This window comes from Pseudomonadota bacterium (genome assembly GCA_041395565.1).
In the GTDB taxonomy this organism is placed as follows: Bacteria; Pseudomonadota; Gammaproteobacteria; order UBA9214; family UBA9214; genus UBA9214.
Window position 1 is genome coordinate 13,508 of sequence record JAWLAI010000011.1, and the last position, 16,307, is coordinate 29,814.

The window sequence follows — 16,307 nt, forward strand, 5'->3', positions numbered from 1 at the left end:
CGGCGGCGTCGCCGTATCATGTAACATCCTGTTTGTGAAATAAAAAAAGATCATGAAAAACTGTAAATTTCGGACTGTGCCTTTATATAATAGGCGCGCTGTAAACAGGAAGTCATCGCTTATCGCTACCCAGGAGCAGCGCGTGCTGGAAGAATTCAAGAAATTTGCCATGCGCGGCAATGTTGTCGATATGGCGGTCGGTATCGTGATCGGCGCAGCGTTCGGCAAGATCGTAACGTCTTTCGTCAATGACGTGCTGATGCCGCCGCTCGGCAAGCTCATGGGTGGTGTGGACTTCAGCAATCTCTTCATCAACCTCGGCAGTGAATCCTATCCATCGCTGGCGGCGGCGCAGGAAGCCGGTGCTGCAACCCTCAATTACGGCGTTTTCATCAACACCGTGCTGGATTTCCTGATTGTTGCATTTGCTATCTTCATGCTCGTCAAGGCGATGAACAAGGTCAAGGCCGAGGAGCCGCCCAAGGCACCCGATATTCGGTCGTGTCCGCAGTGTCTCTCCGAGATCCCGATCGCGACCAAACGCTGCAGGTTCTGTACCTCGCAACTCGACTGAATACCGGACCTTGATTCAATCCGTAAAGCAAAACCAGGAGTAACGTTATGCACAGGAAACTCATTACCGCCGCCGCTCTGGCGCTGATTCTCGCCGGTTGTGGCGACAAGAACGATACGGCTACCGGTAGCAACGAGCCGGGCATGATGGACAAGGCGATGGATTCCGCCAGCGAGATGGCCTCCGATGTGGCCGACAAGGCCGGTGAGATGGCCGACGATGCCGGCGCAGCCGCATCCGATGCGGCCGATGCCGTCGGTGACGCGGTCGGCGACGTTGCCGAGGGCGCGAAGGAAATGGCTTCCGATGCAGTGGATGCGACCAAGGAGGCCGTCCATGACGCCGCCCAGGGCGTTGCCGATGCGACCGCCCCCGCGGAGCTCGACGAGGCCGCCACCAAGGAGGCCCAGGAAGCGTTCGATGCCATGAGCAAGGAAGCCGACGAGGCGCTGGGCCAGAAGTAGCGGCCGCATGCTCCGGGCAACAGGCGGCCGGGTGCGAGCCCGGCCGCCTTTTTGTTGCAGGTGATCGCGGATGTTGCGCAGCGCTTTCCTGGTCTTCATCGCCGGCTGGCTGGCCTGGTTCTGGATCGACAAGCCGGATCCGCGGCAGCTGCGTCTGCCGGGCGCGGGTGACAGCCTGGTCAATGATTTGCAGCAGGCATTCGACCTGCTGCGGGCAGGCCCTGCGGACATCGCATACGTGTATCTCTGGGATGCCCATTACCTCGTGCTGTCGCTGCTCGGGGGCGCGTTGCTGGCCCTGCTCTACGGTAGCGTTGCACAGCTGCTGGGGCGGCGGCGCATGCGCCGGTTGCTGTTGCCGCGGCATGGCGCCGCGGGCGCTGGCGGGAAGGAACCGGGCGGCGCGGGGGCGGGGCCACCGGCGACCCCGCCCACGGGCGAGTCTGACTAGAACCTATTTCATAATCCCGCGCTTGCCACCCGCTAGGGGTCAATGCGACAGGTGCTAGTGCTCGATCATCGGCTTGAGGTTCTTGGCTGCTTCGATCCACTTGCCGACGACCGTCTCGGATGGCACGGCGCGAGTCAGTTTCTTGCTCGCGTTGACCTCGGCCATCTTCGCGGCCAGGTTGTCAGCACGGCGGTTGCGCAGCTCCTTCACCGTGTCCACGCCGGCGGCCTCGAGCAGTTCCGAAAATTCCGAACCGACGCCCGAGATGCGCATGAGATCGGCCATGTTGGCCCATTTCAGCAACTGGCTTTCCTTCAGCCCGGTCTTGTCCGCGGTGGCCTTGCGGCCGCCCGCATCGCAGCACAGCTGCAGCAGGTCGGCGGTGGTCTTGATGCCGGCCGGCTCGAGTTTTGCTGCAAATGCAGGGCCGATGCCCTCTATTTCCTCGATTTTGTACGCCATTTTCTTCCTCGCTTGTTTTGCGTCAACCCGTTGCATTAAACAATGCTAGAAACAATGCTAGTCGGGTGCGATCAAGCGCGGTGCGTGAACATCGGCTTGCCGCCTGCGCTAGAATACCCGCGTGCGCGAGGCTGCGCGGATGTGCCGGCACAGTGCCGGTGGCGCCGTTGCCGCCATCGCTGCGAGAGAGATGCCATGAGCGGAAGCAGTCCCGCGGCCAACGGCCACACCGAGGAACTCGAACGCATCATCCGACGCATAACGGATCCAGCGTGCGATCAAGGCCGCGCGACAGCCTGCCTCGATGCTGGAACTGGAGGAGCTGCAAGCGCTGGGACGGGAATACGCGCGTATCATCGATCGCATGGCGAATGATCCGGACGATGCCGGACTGGCCTGACACCATCACAGCGGAGTCGCGACATCATGAATGACGAGCAGGACATATTCATCGGCAAGGGCGAGCAGCCCGTGTTCCTGTTGCCACGCCTGGCCAACCGCCACGGCCTGATCGCCGGTGCCACCGGCACCGGCAAGACGGTATCGCTGCAGATACTGGCCGAGGCCTTCTCGCAGCGTGGCGTGCCGGTGTTCATGGCGGACGTCAAGGGTGACCTTGCCGGCATCAGTCAGGCCGGTAAGGAAAACCCGAAGCTGGAGGAGCGTGCTGCGGCGGTCGGATTGGCCGACTATCACTACCAGGCATTCCCCGTGGTGTTCTGGGATCTGTTCGGCAAGCAGGGCCACCGGGTGCGCGCCACCGTCTCGGAAATGGGGCCATTGCTGCTGTCCCGGCTGCTGGACCTCAACGACACCCAGGAAGGCGTGCTCTATGCGGTCTTCAAAATGGCGGATGATCAGGGGCTGCTGCTGCTCGACCTGAAGGACCTGCGGGCGCTGCTGGTGTTTGCCGGCGAGAACCGGCAGCAGCTGCAACTCGAATACGGCAATATCTCGAGCGCCTCGATCGGGGCCATCCAGCGGCGCCTGCTGGTGCTGGAGGAGCAGGGCGCCGACCAGTTCCTGGGCGAGCCGGCGCTGGATCTGCTCGATTTCATGCGCAACGGTGCCAATGGTTACGGCAACATCAACATCCTCGCGGCCGACCGCCTGATGCAGTCGCCGCGCCTGTATGCGACCTTCCTGCTCTGGCTGCTGTCCGAACTGTTCGAGGAACTGCCGGAGGTCGGTGATCCGGAGCAGCCGCGCCTGGTGTTTTTCTTCGACGAGGCCCACCTGCTGTTCGATGACGCGCCGAAGGCGCTGGTGGACAAGGTCGAACAGGTCGTGCGCCTGATCCGCTCCAAGGGTGTGGGCGTGTATTTCGTCACCCAGAATCCGCTCGATGTTCCCGATGCCATTCTCGGCCAGCTTGGCAACCGTATCCAGCATGCGTTGCGTGCCTTCACGCCGCGCGACCAGAAGGCAGTGCGCGCCGCGGCGGATACCTTCCGTGCGAACCCGGCCTTCGACGCGGCCGAGGCTATCACGCAACTCGGTGTCGGCGAGGCGCTGGTCTCCACGCTGGGCGGCAAGGGTACGCCGGGCATCGTGGAACGCACGCTGATCCGGCCGCCGTCGTCGCGCATGGGTCCCGCCACGCCGGCCGAGCGCGATGCGATCATCGCGCAGAGCCTCCTCGGTAAGCGCTACGATACCGCCATCGATAGCCGTTCCGCCTACGAGATGCTGAGTGAACGTGCCCAGAAGGCCGCGGTGGACGCCGCGGAGGCGGCGTCTGCAAAGGCGAAGGAGAAGGCCGGGGGGCGCAGCAGCAACCGCCAGGGGGTCGTGGAGGCCATGGTGAAGAGTGTGGTGCGCTCTGTCGGCAGTTCGCTGGGGCGGAGTATCGCGCGCGGTATCCTGGGTTCGCTGCTGAAGGGCTAGGCGGCCGTATATCCATGCGCAGCAAGCGGTTAGGTGCCGGCAGCCGCCTGCTCGCGGTGTTGGTCGTGCTGGGCGCGCTGGCCTGGCAATATTATGAGCGCGGCGGCGTGGCGTTACCGCTGTCGCCGGCCGGGGATGCGGCAGCGGTCCAGGCCGCCTTCACCGCGCACCGTTCCGGGGTCTGGCTGGAGACCGGTGGCCGCGTCAGCCGCTTGCTGGCGGATGACAACGACGGCTCGCGGCACCAGCGTTTCATACTCACGGTCGGTGACGGTCATACGGTCATGGTGGCGCACAACATCGATCTGGCCGAGCGCATTCCCGTGCGTACCGGCGCGCGCCTGTCATTGCGCGGACGCTATGAATGGAACGAGCGCGGCGGTGTCATACACTGGACACACCACGATCCGCAAGGCCGGGAACAGGGCGGCTGGATCAACTGGAATGGCAAGAGGTATGAATAACACGCCGTCGCCGCGATCGGCACGGCTTTGACTTCCCCGGAGGATACCCATCATGAATCTGCTCGGAATGCTGCTCGATACCCAGGGTTCGGCTGCCCTGAAGCAACTCACTGGCGCGTTCGGCGTCAGCGAGAGTGAAGCAAGAACTGCATTGTCTGCGCTGGTGCCGGCACTCGCGCGTGGCATGCAGAACAATATGGCGACCCCGCAGGGCGCCGAGGATCTGCTGGGCGCGCTCGCGCGGGGCGGGCACCAGCGCTATATCGACCAGCCCGGCGCCGTGCCGGCGCAGCAGGTCACCGCGGACGGGAACGCCATCCTCGGGCACCTGTTGGGCAGCAAGGACGTGAGCCGCCGGGTGGCCGGACATGCAGCGGACCAGACCGGTCTGGACAGCGGCTTGCTGAAAAAGATGCTGCCGGTCATCGCCACGCTGGTGATGGGCGCGGTGAGCAAGCAGACCGGTGCTGTCCAGGGCCTGCCGGGCGGGCTGGGCGGCCAGGCCGCAGGGGGCGCCGGTCTCGGCGGGATGCTGACCCAGTTTCTCGATGCCGACAAGGACGGTTCCATACTCGACGATCTGATGGGCATGGCCAGGAAATTCCTGTAGCCAGCTCCCGTGCTGCATGGAGGGTGCGATGGCAGACCTGGAAAAGTGCTACGAGGACATCATCCGGGGGATCGGCGAGGACCCCGGGCGCGAAGGCCTGGTGAAGACGCCGGCGCGTGCCGCACGGGCCATGGAATACATCACGCGCGGCTATGGCCAGCGGCTCGACGAGGTGGTCAACAACGCCATCTTCGAGTCGGACAATGATCAGATGATACTGGTCAAGGACATCGAGCTGTACTCGATGTGCGAGCACCACCTGCTACCGTTCATCGGCAAGTGCCACGTGGCCTACATTCCGTCCGGCAAGGTGATCGGCCTGTCCAAGATCGCGCGCATCGTCGACATGTATGCGCGCCGCCTGCAGATCCAGGAAAACCTGACCAAGCAGATCGCGGACAGCCTGATGCAGATCATCCAGCCATACGGTGTCGGGGTGATCATCGAGGCGCAGCATCTGTGCATGATGATGCGCGGCGTGGAGAAGCAGAACTCGATGATGACCACGTCCATGATGCTGGGATCATTCCGGCACCACGACCGTACCCGCTCCGAGTTCCTGCGCCTCGTCAGGGACTGAGCGCGCGGGCCGTCAGACAACAACCCGTGGAGGGGCGGTCATGAGCATCGCCAAGGTTTCCGAGATCACCGCGTCGTCCGCCAAATCGTTCGAGGATGCCGTGAGCAGCGGCATCAAGCGCGCCAGCAAGACGCTGGACAACATCAAGGGCGCATGGATCCAGGAGCAGGGCGTGGTCGTCGCCGACGGCAAGATCACGGAGTACCGCGTGAACATGAAGATTTCGTTCGTGTTGAAGGACTGAGCGGGCGTGGCCTGCACCCGCACGCAAGCGCATGCTGTGTGCGGGAGTCTGTGACAGGCGCTAGCGATCCGGCGCGCCGCCGTCACTGGCGGCGGGTGCCGCCGGCTTCCTGCCGGGATCGTTGCCGAGGAAACTCTGCGCCAGTTCGGGATAGAGTGAATCGGGGCAGATCACGCGCGAGGTGATGTAGGCCATGAACGCCGTTGCCATCAGCGGCAGCACCAGGCCGGTGTCCCGGGTCATCTCCATCACGATCACCAGGGCGGTGATTGGCGTTTGTACCACCCCCGTGAAGTAACCGACCATGCCGAGGATAATGATGGCGCCGACGTCGGTGCCGGGCATGAGCGGCGCCAGCGCCGAACCCAGGCCGGCGCCCGTCGCCAGCGACGGGGAGAAGATACCGCCGGGTATGCCGCTCAGGTAGGATCCCAGGGTTGCCAGCATCTTCAGCAGGGGGTAGCCGCTCGGCAACTCGCCGGCGCCGGTAATGACCATGCGCGCCTCCTGGTAGCCGGTGCCGAAGGTCAGGTTGCCGCTGAGCATGCCCGTCACCGCGATGAACACGCCGCACGTCGCCGCCAGCAGGTAGGGATGGCGCTGCGCCAGCGGCGCGATACGGCGGGTGCTCCAGATCAGGGTATGGCTGAAGAGCCCCCCCAGCAGTCCGCCCACGATGCCGCAGATCAGGACGGGCCGGATCGTTTCCAGCGGGGTCAGCGTGGCGGAGCTGAAGCCGAAATAGGCGTAGTTGCCCTGGATGATGACCGCGACAATGCCCGCCAGGAAGACCGCTGTCAGCAGGGTGCCGCTGGTCCTGGCCTCGAAGCTCTTGCTCATCTCCTCGATCGCGAACAGGATCCCGGCCAGGGGGGTGTTGAAGGCGGCGGCGATCCCTGCGGCACTGCCCGCAAGTATCAGGCCGCGATCCATGTAATGCATGGGAAAATTGGCGAACCGGCCGAGCGAGAACATGATCGACGCACCGATATGCACGGTGGGACCCTCGCGGCCGATGGCCGCCCCCGAGAACAGGCCGATGACGGTGAGCATGATCTTGCCGCAGGCGATACGCAGCGAGAGCACCCTGCTGCGGGTGGCGTGCTCCGTCATCGCGAGCGCCGCGATGGATTGCGGGATGCCGCTGCCCTGCGAGCCGGGAAACAGGGTGCGCGTCAGATAGGCCACAACGGCCAGCCCCAGCGGGCACACGACCAGTGGGGCGAATGCCCAGGCGTCGATCAGCGCATGAAAGCCGTCGTTGGCGAACTCGGCGGCGGCGGCGAAGGCGACGGCCACCAGGCCGACGGTCACGGCGCCGGCCCAGAACACCAGCCGCGTCTTCCAGGCGTCGGCGGAAAGCAGTTCCCTTCCGGTTGTCTTCAGGTGTCCGAACATGGCGGGGTCTGGATCGCGGAATCAGTTGTGAACGATACCCCGTGTGATTACGATTCAGCAAGTTGCCGACAACGGGCGGCAGGCGTGCCGGCCGGTGCGTGCCGCAATCGCGCCGTGCCGTCGTTTTATTTTTGCTAACAATCAACGTTTGCTGTAAAAAAATGCCCATGCAGATCAAGGTAGGTGTCGTTGGCGGGACCGGTTATACGGGCGTGGAGCTGCTCCGTTTGCTGGTTACCCATCCACAGGTCGAACTCGAGGTGATCACCTCGCGTACGGAGGCGGGTCGCCGGGTGGCGGACCTGTTCCCGAACCTGCGTGGCCACACGGAGCTGCGCTTCACGTTGCCCGCTGCCGGTGAGCTGGAATCCTGTGACGTGGTCTTCTTCGCCACCCCGAACGGCACGGCCATGACCCTGGTGCCCGCGCTGCTCGCCGCCGGGGTGCGCGTCATCGATCTGGCCGCCGACTTCCGCCTGCAGGACGCGGCGAGCTGGGAGCAGTGGTACGGCATGCCGCATGCCTGCCCGGAGCTGTTGGGCGAGGCGGTGTATGGATTGCCCGAACTCAACCGGTCCGCACTCGCGCAGGCCCGGCTGGTGGCGAATCCGGGCTGTTATCCGACCGCCGTCCAGCTCGGCTTTCTGCCGCTGCTCGAGGCCGGCCTGGTGGATACCGACCACCTCGTCGCGGATGCGAAATCGGGGGTCAGCGGGGCCGGCCGCAAGGCCGCCACCGGCTTCCTGCTGTGCGAGGCGAGCGAGAATTTCAAGGCCTATGCCGTGCCGGGTCACCGCCACCTGCCGGAGATCCGCCAGGGTCTGCAGCACATGGCCGGCGCACCGGTGGGGCTCACATTCGTTCCGCATCTCACCCCCATGATCCGCGGCATCCATGCCACCCTCTACGCGCGCCTGACCGCACCGGCAAGCGACCTGCAGGCGCTCTACGAGACACGCTATCGCGACGAATTCTTCGTCGACGTCATGCCGGCCGGCAGCCATCCGGAAACCCGCAGCGTGCGCGGTGCCAACCATTGCCGGCTGGCGGTTCACCGCCCCCAGCAGGGCGATACCGTGGTCGTCCTCGCGGTGATCGACAATCTGGTAAAGGGTGCCGCCGGCCAGGCGATACAGAACATGAACGTGATGTTCGGGCTTGCGGAACCGACCGGTCTGGCCGATATCGCATTACTGCCCTGAGGTGCCGTGGCGCGCGGCTGCCGCGAGCCGCACCAGCGGGGCGCTGGACCACGGAGAGACAGGCGGGGCGCTGGTCCGTTCCGCAACAGGTTCATGAACCGTACCCTCATAACACGGCTGGCCGGTCTGGCCGGGATCCTCGCACTGCTGGCCTATACCGGCTGGCGGCTCTACGACCTGGGCAAGCTGCGTGGCGTGAGCGAACTGCAGGCCCTGCGCACCGAAAACGCGACGCTGGAACGGCAGAACAAGGAACTCGCTGCCGATGCCGAAGACCTGCGCGAGCGGGTCGCCATCCTCGAACGCTCCAGCCAGATCGACCGCGAGGCGGCGCAGTCGGTCAAGGCGGACCTCGGCCAGCTCGAGGAGGAACTGCAGGCGACGCGCGAGGAGGTCGAGTTCTACCGCGGCATCGTGGCGCCGGGCGACGTGAACCCGGGCTTGCATATCCACCGCTTCACGCTGGAGCACGGCAAGGCGGCGGGCGAATACCACTTCGATCTCGTGCTGACCCAGCTCAAGCGCAACGATCAGTACGTCAGCGGCGAGGTGGACTGGAAGATCGCCGGCCGGATCGCGGGCGAGCGCGGGGCGCTGACGCTGGTCGACGTCACCCGGCCGGCGACCCAGCACCTGAAGTTCCGCTTCCGCTATTTCCAGGATCTCGCGGGGACGATTACCCTGCCGGGCGATTTCGAGGCCGAGCGCGTGGTGCTGACCATTCGTCCGGAAGGCAAGGGTAAACAGGAGCCGGTGGTGCAGCAATTCGACTGGCCCTAGGCCGGCGGGTGCTGCGGCGTGCGGCGGGTTAACACAGGAGAAGGCATATGTTTGGAGACAGCAAGAAGCCCAAGAGCGGCGGCGCAAGGGTCGATACCATCATCGGCCAGCAGACCCGGATCGAGGGTGATATCCACTTCACCGGCGGCCTGCATGTCGATGGCATGATCAAGGGCAACATCATTGCCGAGGCCGGGTCCGCATCGGTACTGACCGTCAGCGAGCACGGCCGGATCGAGGGCGACGTGCGCGTGCCTACCGTCATACTCAACGGTACCGTCAGCGGCGATGTCCGTTCCGGCGAACGGATCGAGCTGGCCGCGCGGGCCGAGGTTACCGGTGATGTCTACTACAACCTCATCGAAATGGCGATGGGCGCCGCGGTCAATGGCAGCCTCGTGCACCAGGTGGCGCAGACGACGGCGCCGGCCGGAAAGGGCACCGCCGCCCAGGGTGGCGGCAAATCCGCGGTGGTCAGTTTCGAGCGCGAGGCGCCGGCGGAGCCGGGTCTCGGCAAGGAGAAAACTTGACCGAATTACTCGGGATATCCATACTTGCCGGCATCCGAGTGAACCTTTTTTTGACGAGGCAGTGATTTCATGAACGAGGCAGCAACCGCGACGGATGTCGATATCACCTTTACCGACGCCGCGGCGGGCAAGGTCAAGCGATTGATCGATGAGGAAAATAATCCGAATCTGAAGCTGAGGATCTACATCACCGGCGGTGGCTGCTCAGGTTTCCAGTACGGTTTTTCCTTTGACGAGAACATCACCGAGGGTGATATCACGGTCGAGAACGGCGGCGTCGCCCTGGTGATCGATCCCATGAGCTACCAGTACCTGATCGGCGCCGAGGTCGATTACAGCGAAGGCCTGCAGGGGGCGCAATTCGTGGTGCGCAACCCCAACGCGACCACCACCTGCGGCTGCGGTTCGTCGTTCTCCGTCTGAGCGCCGCACACCCGGACTGTGGCGGGGGCCTGCGGGCCCCCGCGCTGTTTCCGGTGTAAGGCCTCAGTGCCGGAACAGCCTACCCAGTACCACGGCCGCGCGTGCGCCGGTGACCGCCGGGATATTGCCCGGCAGCCCGCGCAGGTGGCGTTGGGCCAGCCAGCCGAAGGTGAGCGCCTCCACCCAGTCGGGGTCCACGCCGGCCGCCGCGGTGGATTCGACGCTGATCCCGGGCAATGCAGCCGCCAGCCGTTGCAGCAGCAGCGGGTTGTGCACGCCGCCGCCACACACCAGTACCCGCGTTGCCGCGGCGGCATGGTTGCCGATCGCGGTGGCGATGCTGCGTGCCGTCAGCTCGCACAGGGTCGCCTGGACATCCTGGGCGGAACAGGCGCTAGCCGCGCCGGCCGCTTCCAGCCAGGCGGCATTGAAATACTCGCGGCCGGTGCTCTTCGGTGGCGGCTGGCTGAAATAGGCATCGGCCAGCAGCTGCTCCAGCAGTGCGGTGTCGACCTGGCCACCTGCCGCCCAGCGACCGCCCTCATCCATGCGCGTCCCGAGGTGGCGCGTGGCCCAGATATCCATGAGGGTATTGCCGGGGCCGGTGTCGAAGCCGCGTACTGGCTGGCCGCTCTGCGACGGCGGCAGTACGGTGATGTTGGCGATGCCGCCGATGTTGAGCACGACGCGGGTCTCCCCGGTGGTGCTGAATGCCGCCTGGTGAAAGGCGGGGACCAGCGGCGCGCCCTGGCCGCCGGCCGCGATATCCGCCGTGCGGAAGTCGGCGACCACGTCGATCCCGGTGCGCTGGCTGATGGTGCGGGGAGCGCCGATCTGCAGGGAGTACGGGGCCGGCGCATTCGGTTCGTGCCGTATGGTCTGGCCGTGACTGCCGATCGCGATCACGTCGCCGGGTGCGACGCCGGCCTGTGCGAGCAGGGCATTGGCGGCGTTGGCAAAGGCTTCGCCGACGGCGATGTCGAGCGCTTCCAGGCTGCCCGTATGCGGATCGTCGAGCAGCAGGGCGGCATCCAGCGCCCGGCGCAGCTCGGCGGAGTAACTGCCCGCGTGGGTGGCGAGGAGCCGGGGCCGGGGTGTGCCGCAATCGAGCAGCGCCGCGTCGACGCCGTCCATGCTGGTTCCGGAAATCAGTCCGACGAACAGCTCTGCCATGGCGGGAGGCGGCGGGCAGGTCGGGGCAGCGGCGGACCTACTGGGTGCTGGCGAGCTGGACGTCGCGGACCAGGTCGAGTTGTGCCATGAGCGCCTCGGCCTTCTGCTCGAAATCGGCGCGGTACTTGCCGTCCAGCGGTTCGGCGCCCGGCAGCTTCACGCGCAGCGGATCGCGGTGCACGCCGTCGATCCGGAACTCGTAGTGCAGATGCGGCCCCGTGGCCAGTCCCGTGCTGCCGACATAGCCGATGATCTGACCCTGCTTGACGCGGCTGCCGGTCGTGAGGCCGCCGCGGTACTTGGACATGTGCGCGTAGAGTGTACTGTACTTGTTGCCGTGCTGGATGATGATGGTGTTGCCATAGCCGCCTTTGCGGCCCAGATGCACGATCTTGCCGTCACTGGTGGCCTTGATCGGGGTGCCGGTGGCGGCGGCGTAATCGACGCCCTTGTGCGCACGGATCTTGTTGAGCACGGGATGTTTGCGGCCCAGGCTGAAGCCGGAGCTGATACGGCTGAACTCCACGGGCGTGCGCAGGAAGGCCTTGCGCATGCTCTTGCCGTCCAGTGAGTAGTAGTCGGTCTTACCGCCGGCATCGGTATAGCGCACCGCCTGGTAGCGCTTGCCCTGGTTGATGAACTCTGCGGCCAGGATGGTGCCGTTACCGATGTTCTCGCCGTCCACATACATTTCCTGGTAGAGGACAGTGAAGCGGTCACCCTTGCGGATGTCGAGCGCGAAGTCGATGTCCCAGCCGAAGATGCCGGCCAGCTCCATGGTCAGGCTGTCGGCCAGGCCGGCCTTGCCGGCGGCGGTGAACAGCGAGCTGTCGATCACGCCGCTGGCATTCTTGTGGCGGAATTCCGGAGTGCGGGTGACCGTGCTGATATCGAATGTGTCGTCCTGGCGTGCGATCTCGAGGGTATTGAGTTCGTCTATCGGATAGCTCAGCCCCAGCAGGCCCTGTTCGCTGCTGGACTGGATGCGCAGTGTCTGGCCCGGATAGATCTTCTTCAGGTTCTCGACCGGTCCGCCCTGGTCCAGCAGCGCCTGCAGCTGCTGCGGGGGGATGTCGAAGCGCGCGAAGATGGCCGCAAGACTGTCGCCGCGCTTCACGGTGACTTCCTGCCACAGCGCGAGCGGCTCGGTGTGCGCCGGGGCAGTCGCCGGTTGCGTTTCCGGCAACGGCAATTCGCGGGCCGTATCCTGCGCCGTGGTGGCCGCCAGGGCCGTCGCTGCCGGCTGCGCCTCGAGCGCGGCCGGACCCGCCTGCGGTGCCGTGGCCGCCGGCGGCAGCGAGAGTACGGTGTCCTGCGCCGTGCGCGCGCTGTGGATGCGCGGGTAGCTCAGTGCCAGCGCCGTCATGACGGCTATGCTGGCCAGCAGGAGGAGGAGGGACCTGTCGAATATCGCCCCGATTCTGGATGCCCCGTTCAGCGACTTGATGTCGCGCTTGCTAAGGTACTCGGTAGTCACGATAAGCCCTTGTAAAGGTTTGGCATAAGTTAAACCCAGAGCGATGGCCGGTCAACAGGTCAATAAGCCTGTATCGCCTGCTGCGGCGGTGATCTTGAGTCGTATTCCCGCCGGGGCCCGGCGCATCTGGCCGGATGCGTATGTTAATCTCTGCTGCTGCTGCTGTGGGGAGAATTTCATTCATGTCGAAGTCCGAAGCGCTGGCGCAGATACGCCGTGGTGTGCATGAACTGCTGGTTGAGGCGGAGCTCGTCGAGCGGCTGCAAACCGGGGTGCCGCTGCGGGTCAAGGCGGGTTTCGATCCGACCGCGCCCGATCTGCACCTGGGGCATACGGTGCTGATCAACAAGCTGCGCCAGTTCCAGGAACTCGGGCACGAGGTGCTGTTCCTGATCGGGGACTTCACCGGCATGATCGGCGACCCGACCGGCAAGAACGTCACGCGCAAGCCGCTCACGCGCGAGGAAGTGCTGGCCAACGCGGCCACCTACGAGCACCAGATCTACAAGATCCTGGATCCGGAACGGACCACGGTCATGTTCAACTCGCAGTGGATGGGCGCTATGAGTGCGGCCGATCTCATCCAGATCGCGGCGAAGTACACCGTCGCGCGCATGCTCGAGCGCGACGATTTCAGCAAGCGCTATGCCGCCAACCAGCCGATTGCCGTGCACGAATTTCTCTACCCGCTGATCCAGGGCTACGACTCGGTGGCCATGCGCTCGGATGTCGAACTCGGCGGCACCGACCAGAAATTCAACCTGCTGGTCGGGCGCGAGCTGCAGAAGCACTACGGGCAGCGCCCGCAGACGATAATCACCATGCCGATCCTCGAGGGGCTCGACGGCGTGCAGAAGATGTCGAAGTCGCTCAACAACTACATCGGGATCAACGAGCCGCCGGAAGAGATGTTCGGCAAGCTCATGTCGATCTCGGACGGCCTGATGTGGCGTTATTTCGAGCTGCTGAGTTTCCGGCCCCTGTCCGAGATCGAGCAGCTGCGGCGCGACGTCGCGGCGGGCGCCAACCCGCGCGACATCAAGTTCCAGCTCGGGCGCGAGATCGTGGCGCGCTTCCATGACGGGCCGGCGGCAGAGGCGGCCCAGGCGGCGTTCATTGCACGCTTCCAGCAGGGCGCGCTGCCGGATGATATGCCGGATGTGACCCTGCAGTCGCCTGCCGCAGGGCTCGGCATCGGCAACCTGCTCAAGCAGGCCGGCCTGGTGGAGAGCACCTCGGAGGCCTTCCGCCTGATCCGCCAGGGTGCGGTGCGCTGTGACGGGGAGCGCATCGAGGACCGGAATCTCTCGTTCCTGCCCGGCGCTACCCATGTGTTCCAGGTGGGCAAGCGCCGCTTCGCGCGCGCAACCCTAATCTCGGATTGAACATGGGGTTGCCCGCCCGGCGCGCGGGGTGAAAATTTGTTGTAAACGGCTCTACCTTTCCCGTGGGACTGCGGCTATACTGGTTGACCCAGCCGGGTGTTTTTCTCAGCACCCCATCCGGGGTTGCGGGCACGAAGGCATCACGATTATTTTCTCGAATCGGGTGTTGACGGGGCTGGAATCGTGCGTATAATTTGCGCTCCTTGTCGGGCACCGTTCCTGGCAACTGCTCTTTAAAAATTCGATCAGGTAATTTGTGTGGGCGCTCACGTCGACAGGTTGCGTATGCAACAAATTTCGATGAGAGTGTCTGATGTCCGGCAACGGACGTCAATTTAGACAGTAATCATCGAGCAAGGATCCGGTTGCTCCTAAAAGCAACCAAGCAAACTTGAAGTGAAGAGTTTGATCCTGGCTCAGATTGAACGCTGGCGGCATGCCTAACACATGCAAGTCGAACGGCAGCGCGGGCTTCGGCCTGGCGGCGAGTGGCGGACGGGTGAGTAATGCATAGGAATCTGCCCAGTAGCGGGGGACAACCTGGGGAAACTCAGGCTAATACCGCATACGCCCTACGGGGGAAAGCGGGGGACCTTCGGGCCTCGCACTATTGGATGAGCCTATGTCAGATTAGCTTGTTGGTGGGGTAAAGGCCTACCAAGGCGACGATCTGTAGCTGGTCTGAGAGGACGATCAGCCACACTGGGACTGAGACACGGCCCAGACTCCTACGGGAGGCAGCAGTGGGGAATATTGGACAATGGGCGAAAGCCTGATCCAGCAATGCCGCGTGTGTGAAGAAGGCCTGCGGGTTGTAAAGCACTTTCAGTAGGGAGGAAACTGTAACGGAACAATACCCGTTACCTTGACGTTACCTACAGAAGAAGCACCGGCTAACTCTGTGCCAGCAGCCGCGGTAACTATAGAGGGTGCAAGCGTTAATCGGAATTACTGGGCGTAAAGCGCGCGTAGGCGGCCAAGCCAGTCGGATGTGAAAGCCCCGGGCTTAACCTGGGAATTGCATTCGATACTACTTGGCTAGAGTGTGGTAGAGGGAAGCGGAATTCCAGGTGTAGCGGTGAAATGCGTAGATATCTGGAGGAACATCAGTGGCGAAGGCGGCTTCTGGACTAACACTGACGCTGAGGTGCGAAAGCGTGGGGAGCAAACAGGATTAGATACCCTAGTAGTCCACGCCGTAAACGATGTCAACTAGACGTTGGGGGGTTTAACCCCCTTAGTGTCGCAACTAACGCATTAAGTTGACCGCCTGGGAGTACGGCCGCAAGGTTAAAACTCAAAGGAATTGACGGGGGCCCACAAGCGGTGGAGCATGTGGTTTAATTCGATGCAACGCGAAGAACCTTACCTGCCCTTGACATTGACAGAACCCTGCAGAGATGCGGGGGTGCCTTCGGGCCTGGAAAACAGGTGCTGCATGGCTGTCGTCAGCTCGTGTCGTGAGATGTTGGGTTAAGTCCGCAACGAGCGCAACCCTTGTCCCTAGTTGCCAGCATTCAGTTGGGCACTCTAGGGAGACTGCTGATGTCAAACCGGAGGAAGGTGGGATGACGTCAAGTCATCATGGCCCTTATGGGCAGGGCTACACGTGCTACAATGGTCGGTACAGAGGGTTGCCAACCCGCGAGGAGCCTAATCTCACAAAGCCGGTCGTAGTCCGGATTGCAGTCTGCAACTCGACTGCATGAAGTCGGAATCGCTAGTAATCGTAGATCAGCATGCTGCGGTGAATACGTTCCCGGGCCTTGTACACACCGCCCGTCACACCATGGGAGTGGGTTGCAAAAGAAGTAGGTAGCTTAACCTTCGGGAGGGCGCTTACCACTTTGTGATTCATGACTGGGGTGAAGTCGTAACAAGGTAGCCCTAGGGGAACCTGGGGCTGGATCACCTCCTTTAAAGAGAATGCGTCGCAGCCAGCGGCGTGAGCTCCCACACAAGTTACCTGATCAAGTGAATAGGCTGTAGGAATGCAACGGCCGTCAGTCTTATGCTCTGCAATGGGCCGGACCGGCGTATGCGCACACCGGGTCTGTAGCTCAGTTGGTTAGAGCGCACCCCTGATAAGGGTGAGGTCGGTGGTTCAAATCCACCCAGACCCACCACTTTCGCGCAGCTCTTCGTTGAAGCGATGCTCGTTTATCCCAATAAACTTCGCATCTCTTCGCCTCGATCTGCACAA

At 63.6% G+C, this 16,307-nt stretch carries 17 protein-coding genes, 1 tRNA gene and 1 rRNA gene; 15 read left to right on the forward strand and 4 right to left on the reverse strand.

All coding sequences use genetic code 11. The features are described from left to right. Window positions 1-142: 142 nt before the first annotated feature. The 3 genes from mscL (at window position 143) to R3F42_15925 (ending at window position 1,489) form a co-directional block, all read left to right on the forward strand. The gene (gene mscL, locus R3F42_15915; GenBank protein MEZ5543505.1) at window positions 143-574 is read left to right on the forward strand and encodes a large conductance mechanosensitive channel protein MscL; all 432 of its coding nucleotides are present in this window, start codon (window positions 143-145) and stop codon (window positions 572-574) included. A gap of 47 nt (window positions 575-621) precedes the next feature. Continuing rightward, window positions 622-1,038: a hypothetical protein gene (locus tag R3F42_15920; GenBank protein MEZ5543506.1), complete on the forward strand. Its 417-nt coding sequence runs from the start codon at window positions 622-624 to the stop codon at window positions 1,036-1,038. A 70-nt stretch (window positions 1,039-1,108) separates the two neighbouring features. Continuing rightward, a complete protein-coding gene (locus tag R3F42_15925; protein MEZ5543507.1) occupies window positions 1,109-1,489 on the forward strand; it encodes a hypothetical protein in 381 nt (126 codons plus the stop codon). Between the two features lie 54 nt (window positions 1,490-1,543). Here R3F42_15925 and R3F42_15930 read toward each other — a convergent pair whose 3' ends face one another. Continuing rightward, a complete protein-coding gene (locus R3F42_15930; protein MEZ5543508.1) occupies window positions 1,544-1,951 on the reverse strand; it encodes a DUF4332 domain-containing protein in 408 nt (135 codons plus the stop codon). 426 nt (window positions 1,952-2,377) lie between these two features. Here R3F42_15930 and R3F42_15935 point away from each other — a divergent pair, with 426 nt between their 5' ends. Genes R3F42_15935 through R3F42_15955 form a run of 5 tightly spaced genes read left to right on the forward strand, consistent with a single transcriptional unit; the run spans window position 2,378 to window position 5,736 of the window. Beyond that, window positions 2,378-3,838, forward strand: a complete 1,461-nt coding sequence (locus R3F42_15935) for a helicase HerA-like domain-containing protein (GenBank protein MEZ5543509.1) — start codon at window positions 2,378-2,380, stop codon at window positions 3,836-3,838. A gap of 14 nt (window positions 3,839-3,852) precedes the next feature. Further along, window positions 3,853-4,302 carry a DUF3465 domain-containing protein gene (locus R3F42_15940; protein ID MEZ5543510.1) on the forward strand — a complete coding sequence of 150 codons (450 nt, stop codon included), beginning with the start codon at window positions 3,853-3,855 and terminating at the stop codon, window positions 4,300-4,302. A 52-nt stretch (window positions 4,303-4,354) separates the two neighbouring features. Then, on the forward strand, window positions 4,355-4,912 hold the full coding sequence (locus tag R3F42_15945; GenBank protein ID MEZ5543511.1) for a DUF937 domain-containing protein: 558 nt from the start codon (window positions 4,355-4,357) through the stop codon (window positions 4,910-4,912). A 28-nt stretch (window positions 4,913-4,940) separates the two neighbouring features. After that, window positions 4,941-5,492 carry a GTP cyclohydrolase I FolE gene (folE, locus tag R3F42_15950; GenBank protein ID MEZ5543512.1) on the forward strand — a complete coding sequence of 184 codons (552 nt, stop codon included), beginning with the start codon at window positions 4,941-4,943 and terminating at the stop codon, window positions 5,490-5,492. 40 nt (window positions 5,493-5,532) lie between these two features. Further along, window positions 5,533-5,736 carry a dodecin family protein gene (locus R3F42_15955; protein MEZ5543513.1) on the forward strand — a complete coding sequence of 68 codons (204 nt, stop codon included), beginning with the start codon at window positions 5,533-5,535 and terminating at the stop codon, window positions 5,734-5,736. A 60-nt stretch (window positions 5,737-5,796) separates the two neighbouring features. Here R3F42_15955 and R3F42_15960 read toward each other — a convergent pair whose 3' ends face one another. Then, entirely contained in the window at window positions 5,797-7,134 is a 1,338-nt protein-coding gene (locus tag R3F42_15960) for a chloride channel protein (GenBank protein ID MEZ5543514.1), read from the reverse strand. Window positions 7,135-7,301: 167 nt separating this feature from the next. On the opposite strand from R3F42_15960, the gene argC reads away from it, so the two are divergent. The 4 genes from argC (at window position 7,302) to erpA (ending at window position 10,069) form a co-directional block, all read left to right on the forward strand. Further along, a complete protein-coding gene (argC, locus tag R3F42_15965; GenBank protein ID MEZ5543515.1) occupies window positions 7,302-8,336 on the forward strand; it encodes an N-acetyl-gamma-glutamyl-phosphate reductase in 1,035 nt (344 codons plus the stop codon). A gap of 93 nt (window positions 8,337-8,429) precedes the next feature. Then, window positions 8,430-9,116, forward strand: a complete 687-nt coding sequence (locus R3F42_15970; GenBank protein MEZ5543516.1) for a DUF6776 family protein — start codon at window positions 8,430-8,432, stop codon at window positions 9,114-9,116. A gap of 47 nt (window positions 9,117-9,163) precedes the next feature. After that, a complete protein-coding gene (locus R3F42_15975) occupies window positions 9,164-9,646 on the forward strand; it encodes a polymer-forming cytoskeletal protein (protein ID MEZ5543517.1) in 483 nt (160 codons plus the stop codon). A 69-nt stretch (window positions 9,647-9,715) separates the two neighbouring features. Next, window positions 9,716-10,069: an iron-sulfur cluster insertion protein ErpA gene (erpA, locus tag R3F42_15980; GenBank protein ID MEZ5543518.1), complete on the forward strand. Its 354-nt coding sequence runs from the start codon at window positions 9,716-9,718 to the stop codon at window positions 10,067-10,069. Window positions 10,070-10,132: 63 nt separating this feature from the next. On the opposite strand, the gene R3F42_15985 is transcribed toward erpA, so the two are convergent. After that, complete coding sequence (locus R3F42_15985; GenBank protein MEZ5543519.1) at window positions 10,133-11,242, reverse strand: anhydro-N-acetylmuramic acid kinase; 1,110 nt, start codon at window positions 11,240-11,242, stop codon at window positions 10,133-10,135. Between the two features lie 37 nt (window positions 11,243-11,279). Next, entirely contained in the window at window positions 11,280-12,719 is a 1,440-nt protein-coding gene (locus R3F42_15990; protein MEZ5543520.1) for a peptidoglycan DD-metalloendopeptidase family protein, read from the reverse strand. A gap of 182 nt (window positions 12,720-12,901) precedes the next feature. On the opposite strand from R3F42_15990, the gene tyrS reads away from it, so the two are divergent. The 3 genes from tyrS to R3F42_16005 all read left to right on the forward strand — a co-directional run bounded on the left by tyrS (window position 12,902) and on the right by R3F42_16005 (window position 16,230). Further along, on the forward strand, window positions 12,902-14,104 hold the full coding sequence (gene tyrS, locus R3F42_15995) for a tyrosine--tRNA ligase (protein ID MEZ5543521.1): 1,203 nt from the start codon (window positions 12,902-12,904) through the stop codon (window positions 14,102-14,104). Window positions 14,105-14,497: 393 nt separating this feature from the next. Next, a 16S ribosomal RNA gene (locus R3F42_16000) occupies window positions 14,498-16,023 on the forward strand. 130 nt (window positions 16,024-16,153) lie between these two features. Further along, window positions 16,154-16,230, forward strand: a tRNA-Ile gene (locus tag R3F42_16005). The last annotated feature ends 77 nt before the right edge of the window (window positions 16,231-16,307 follow it).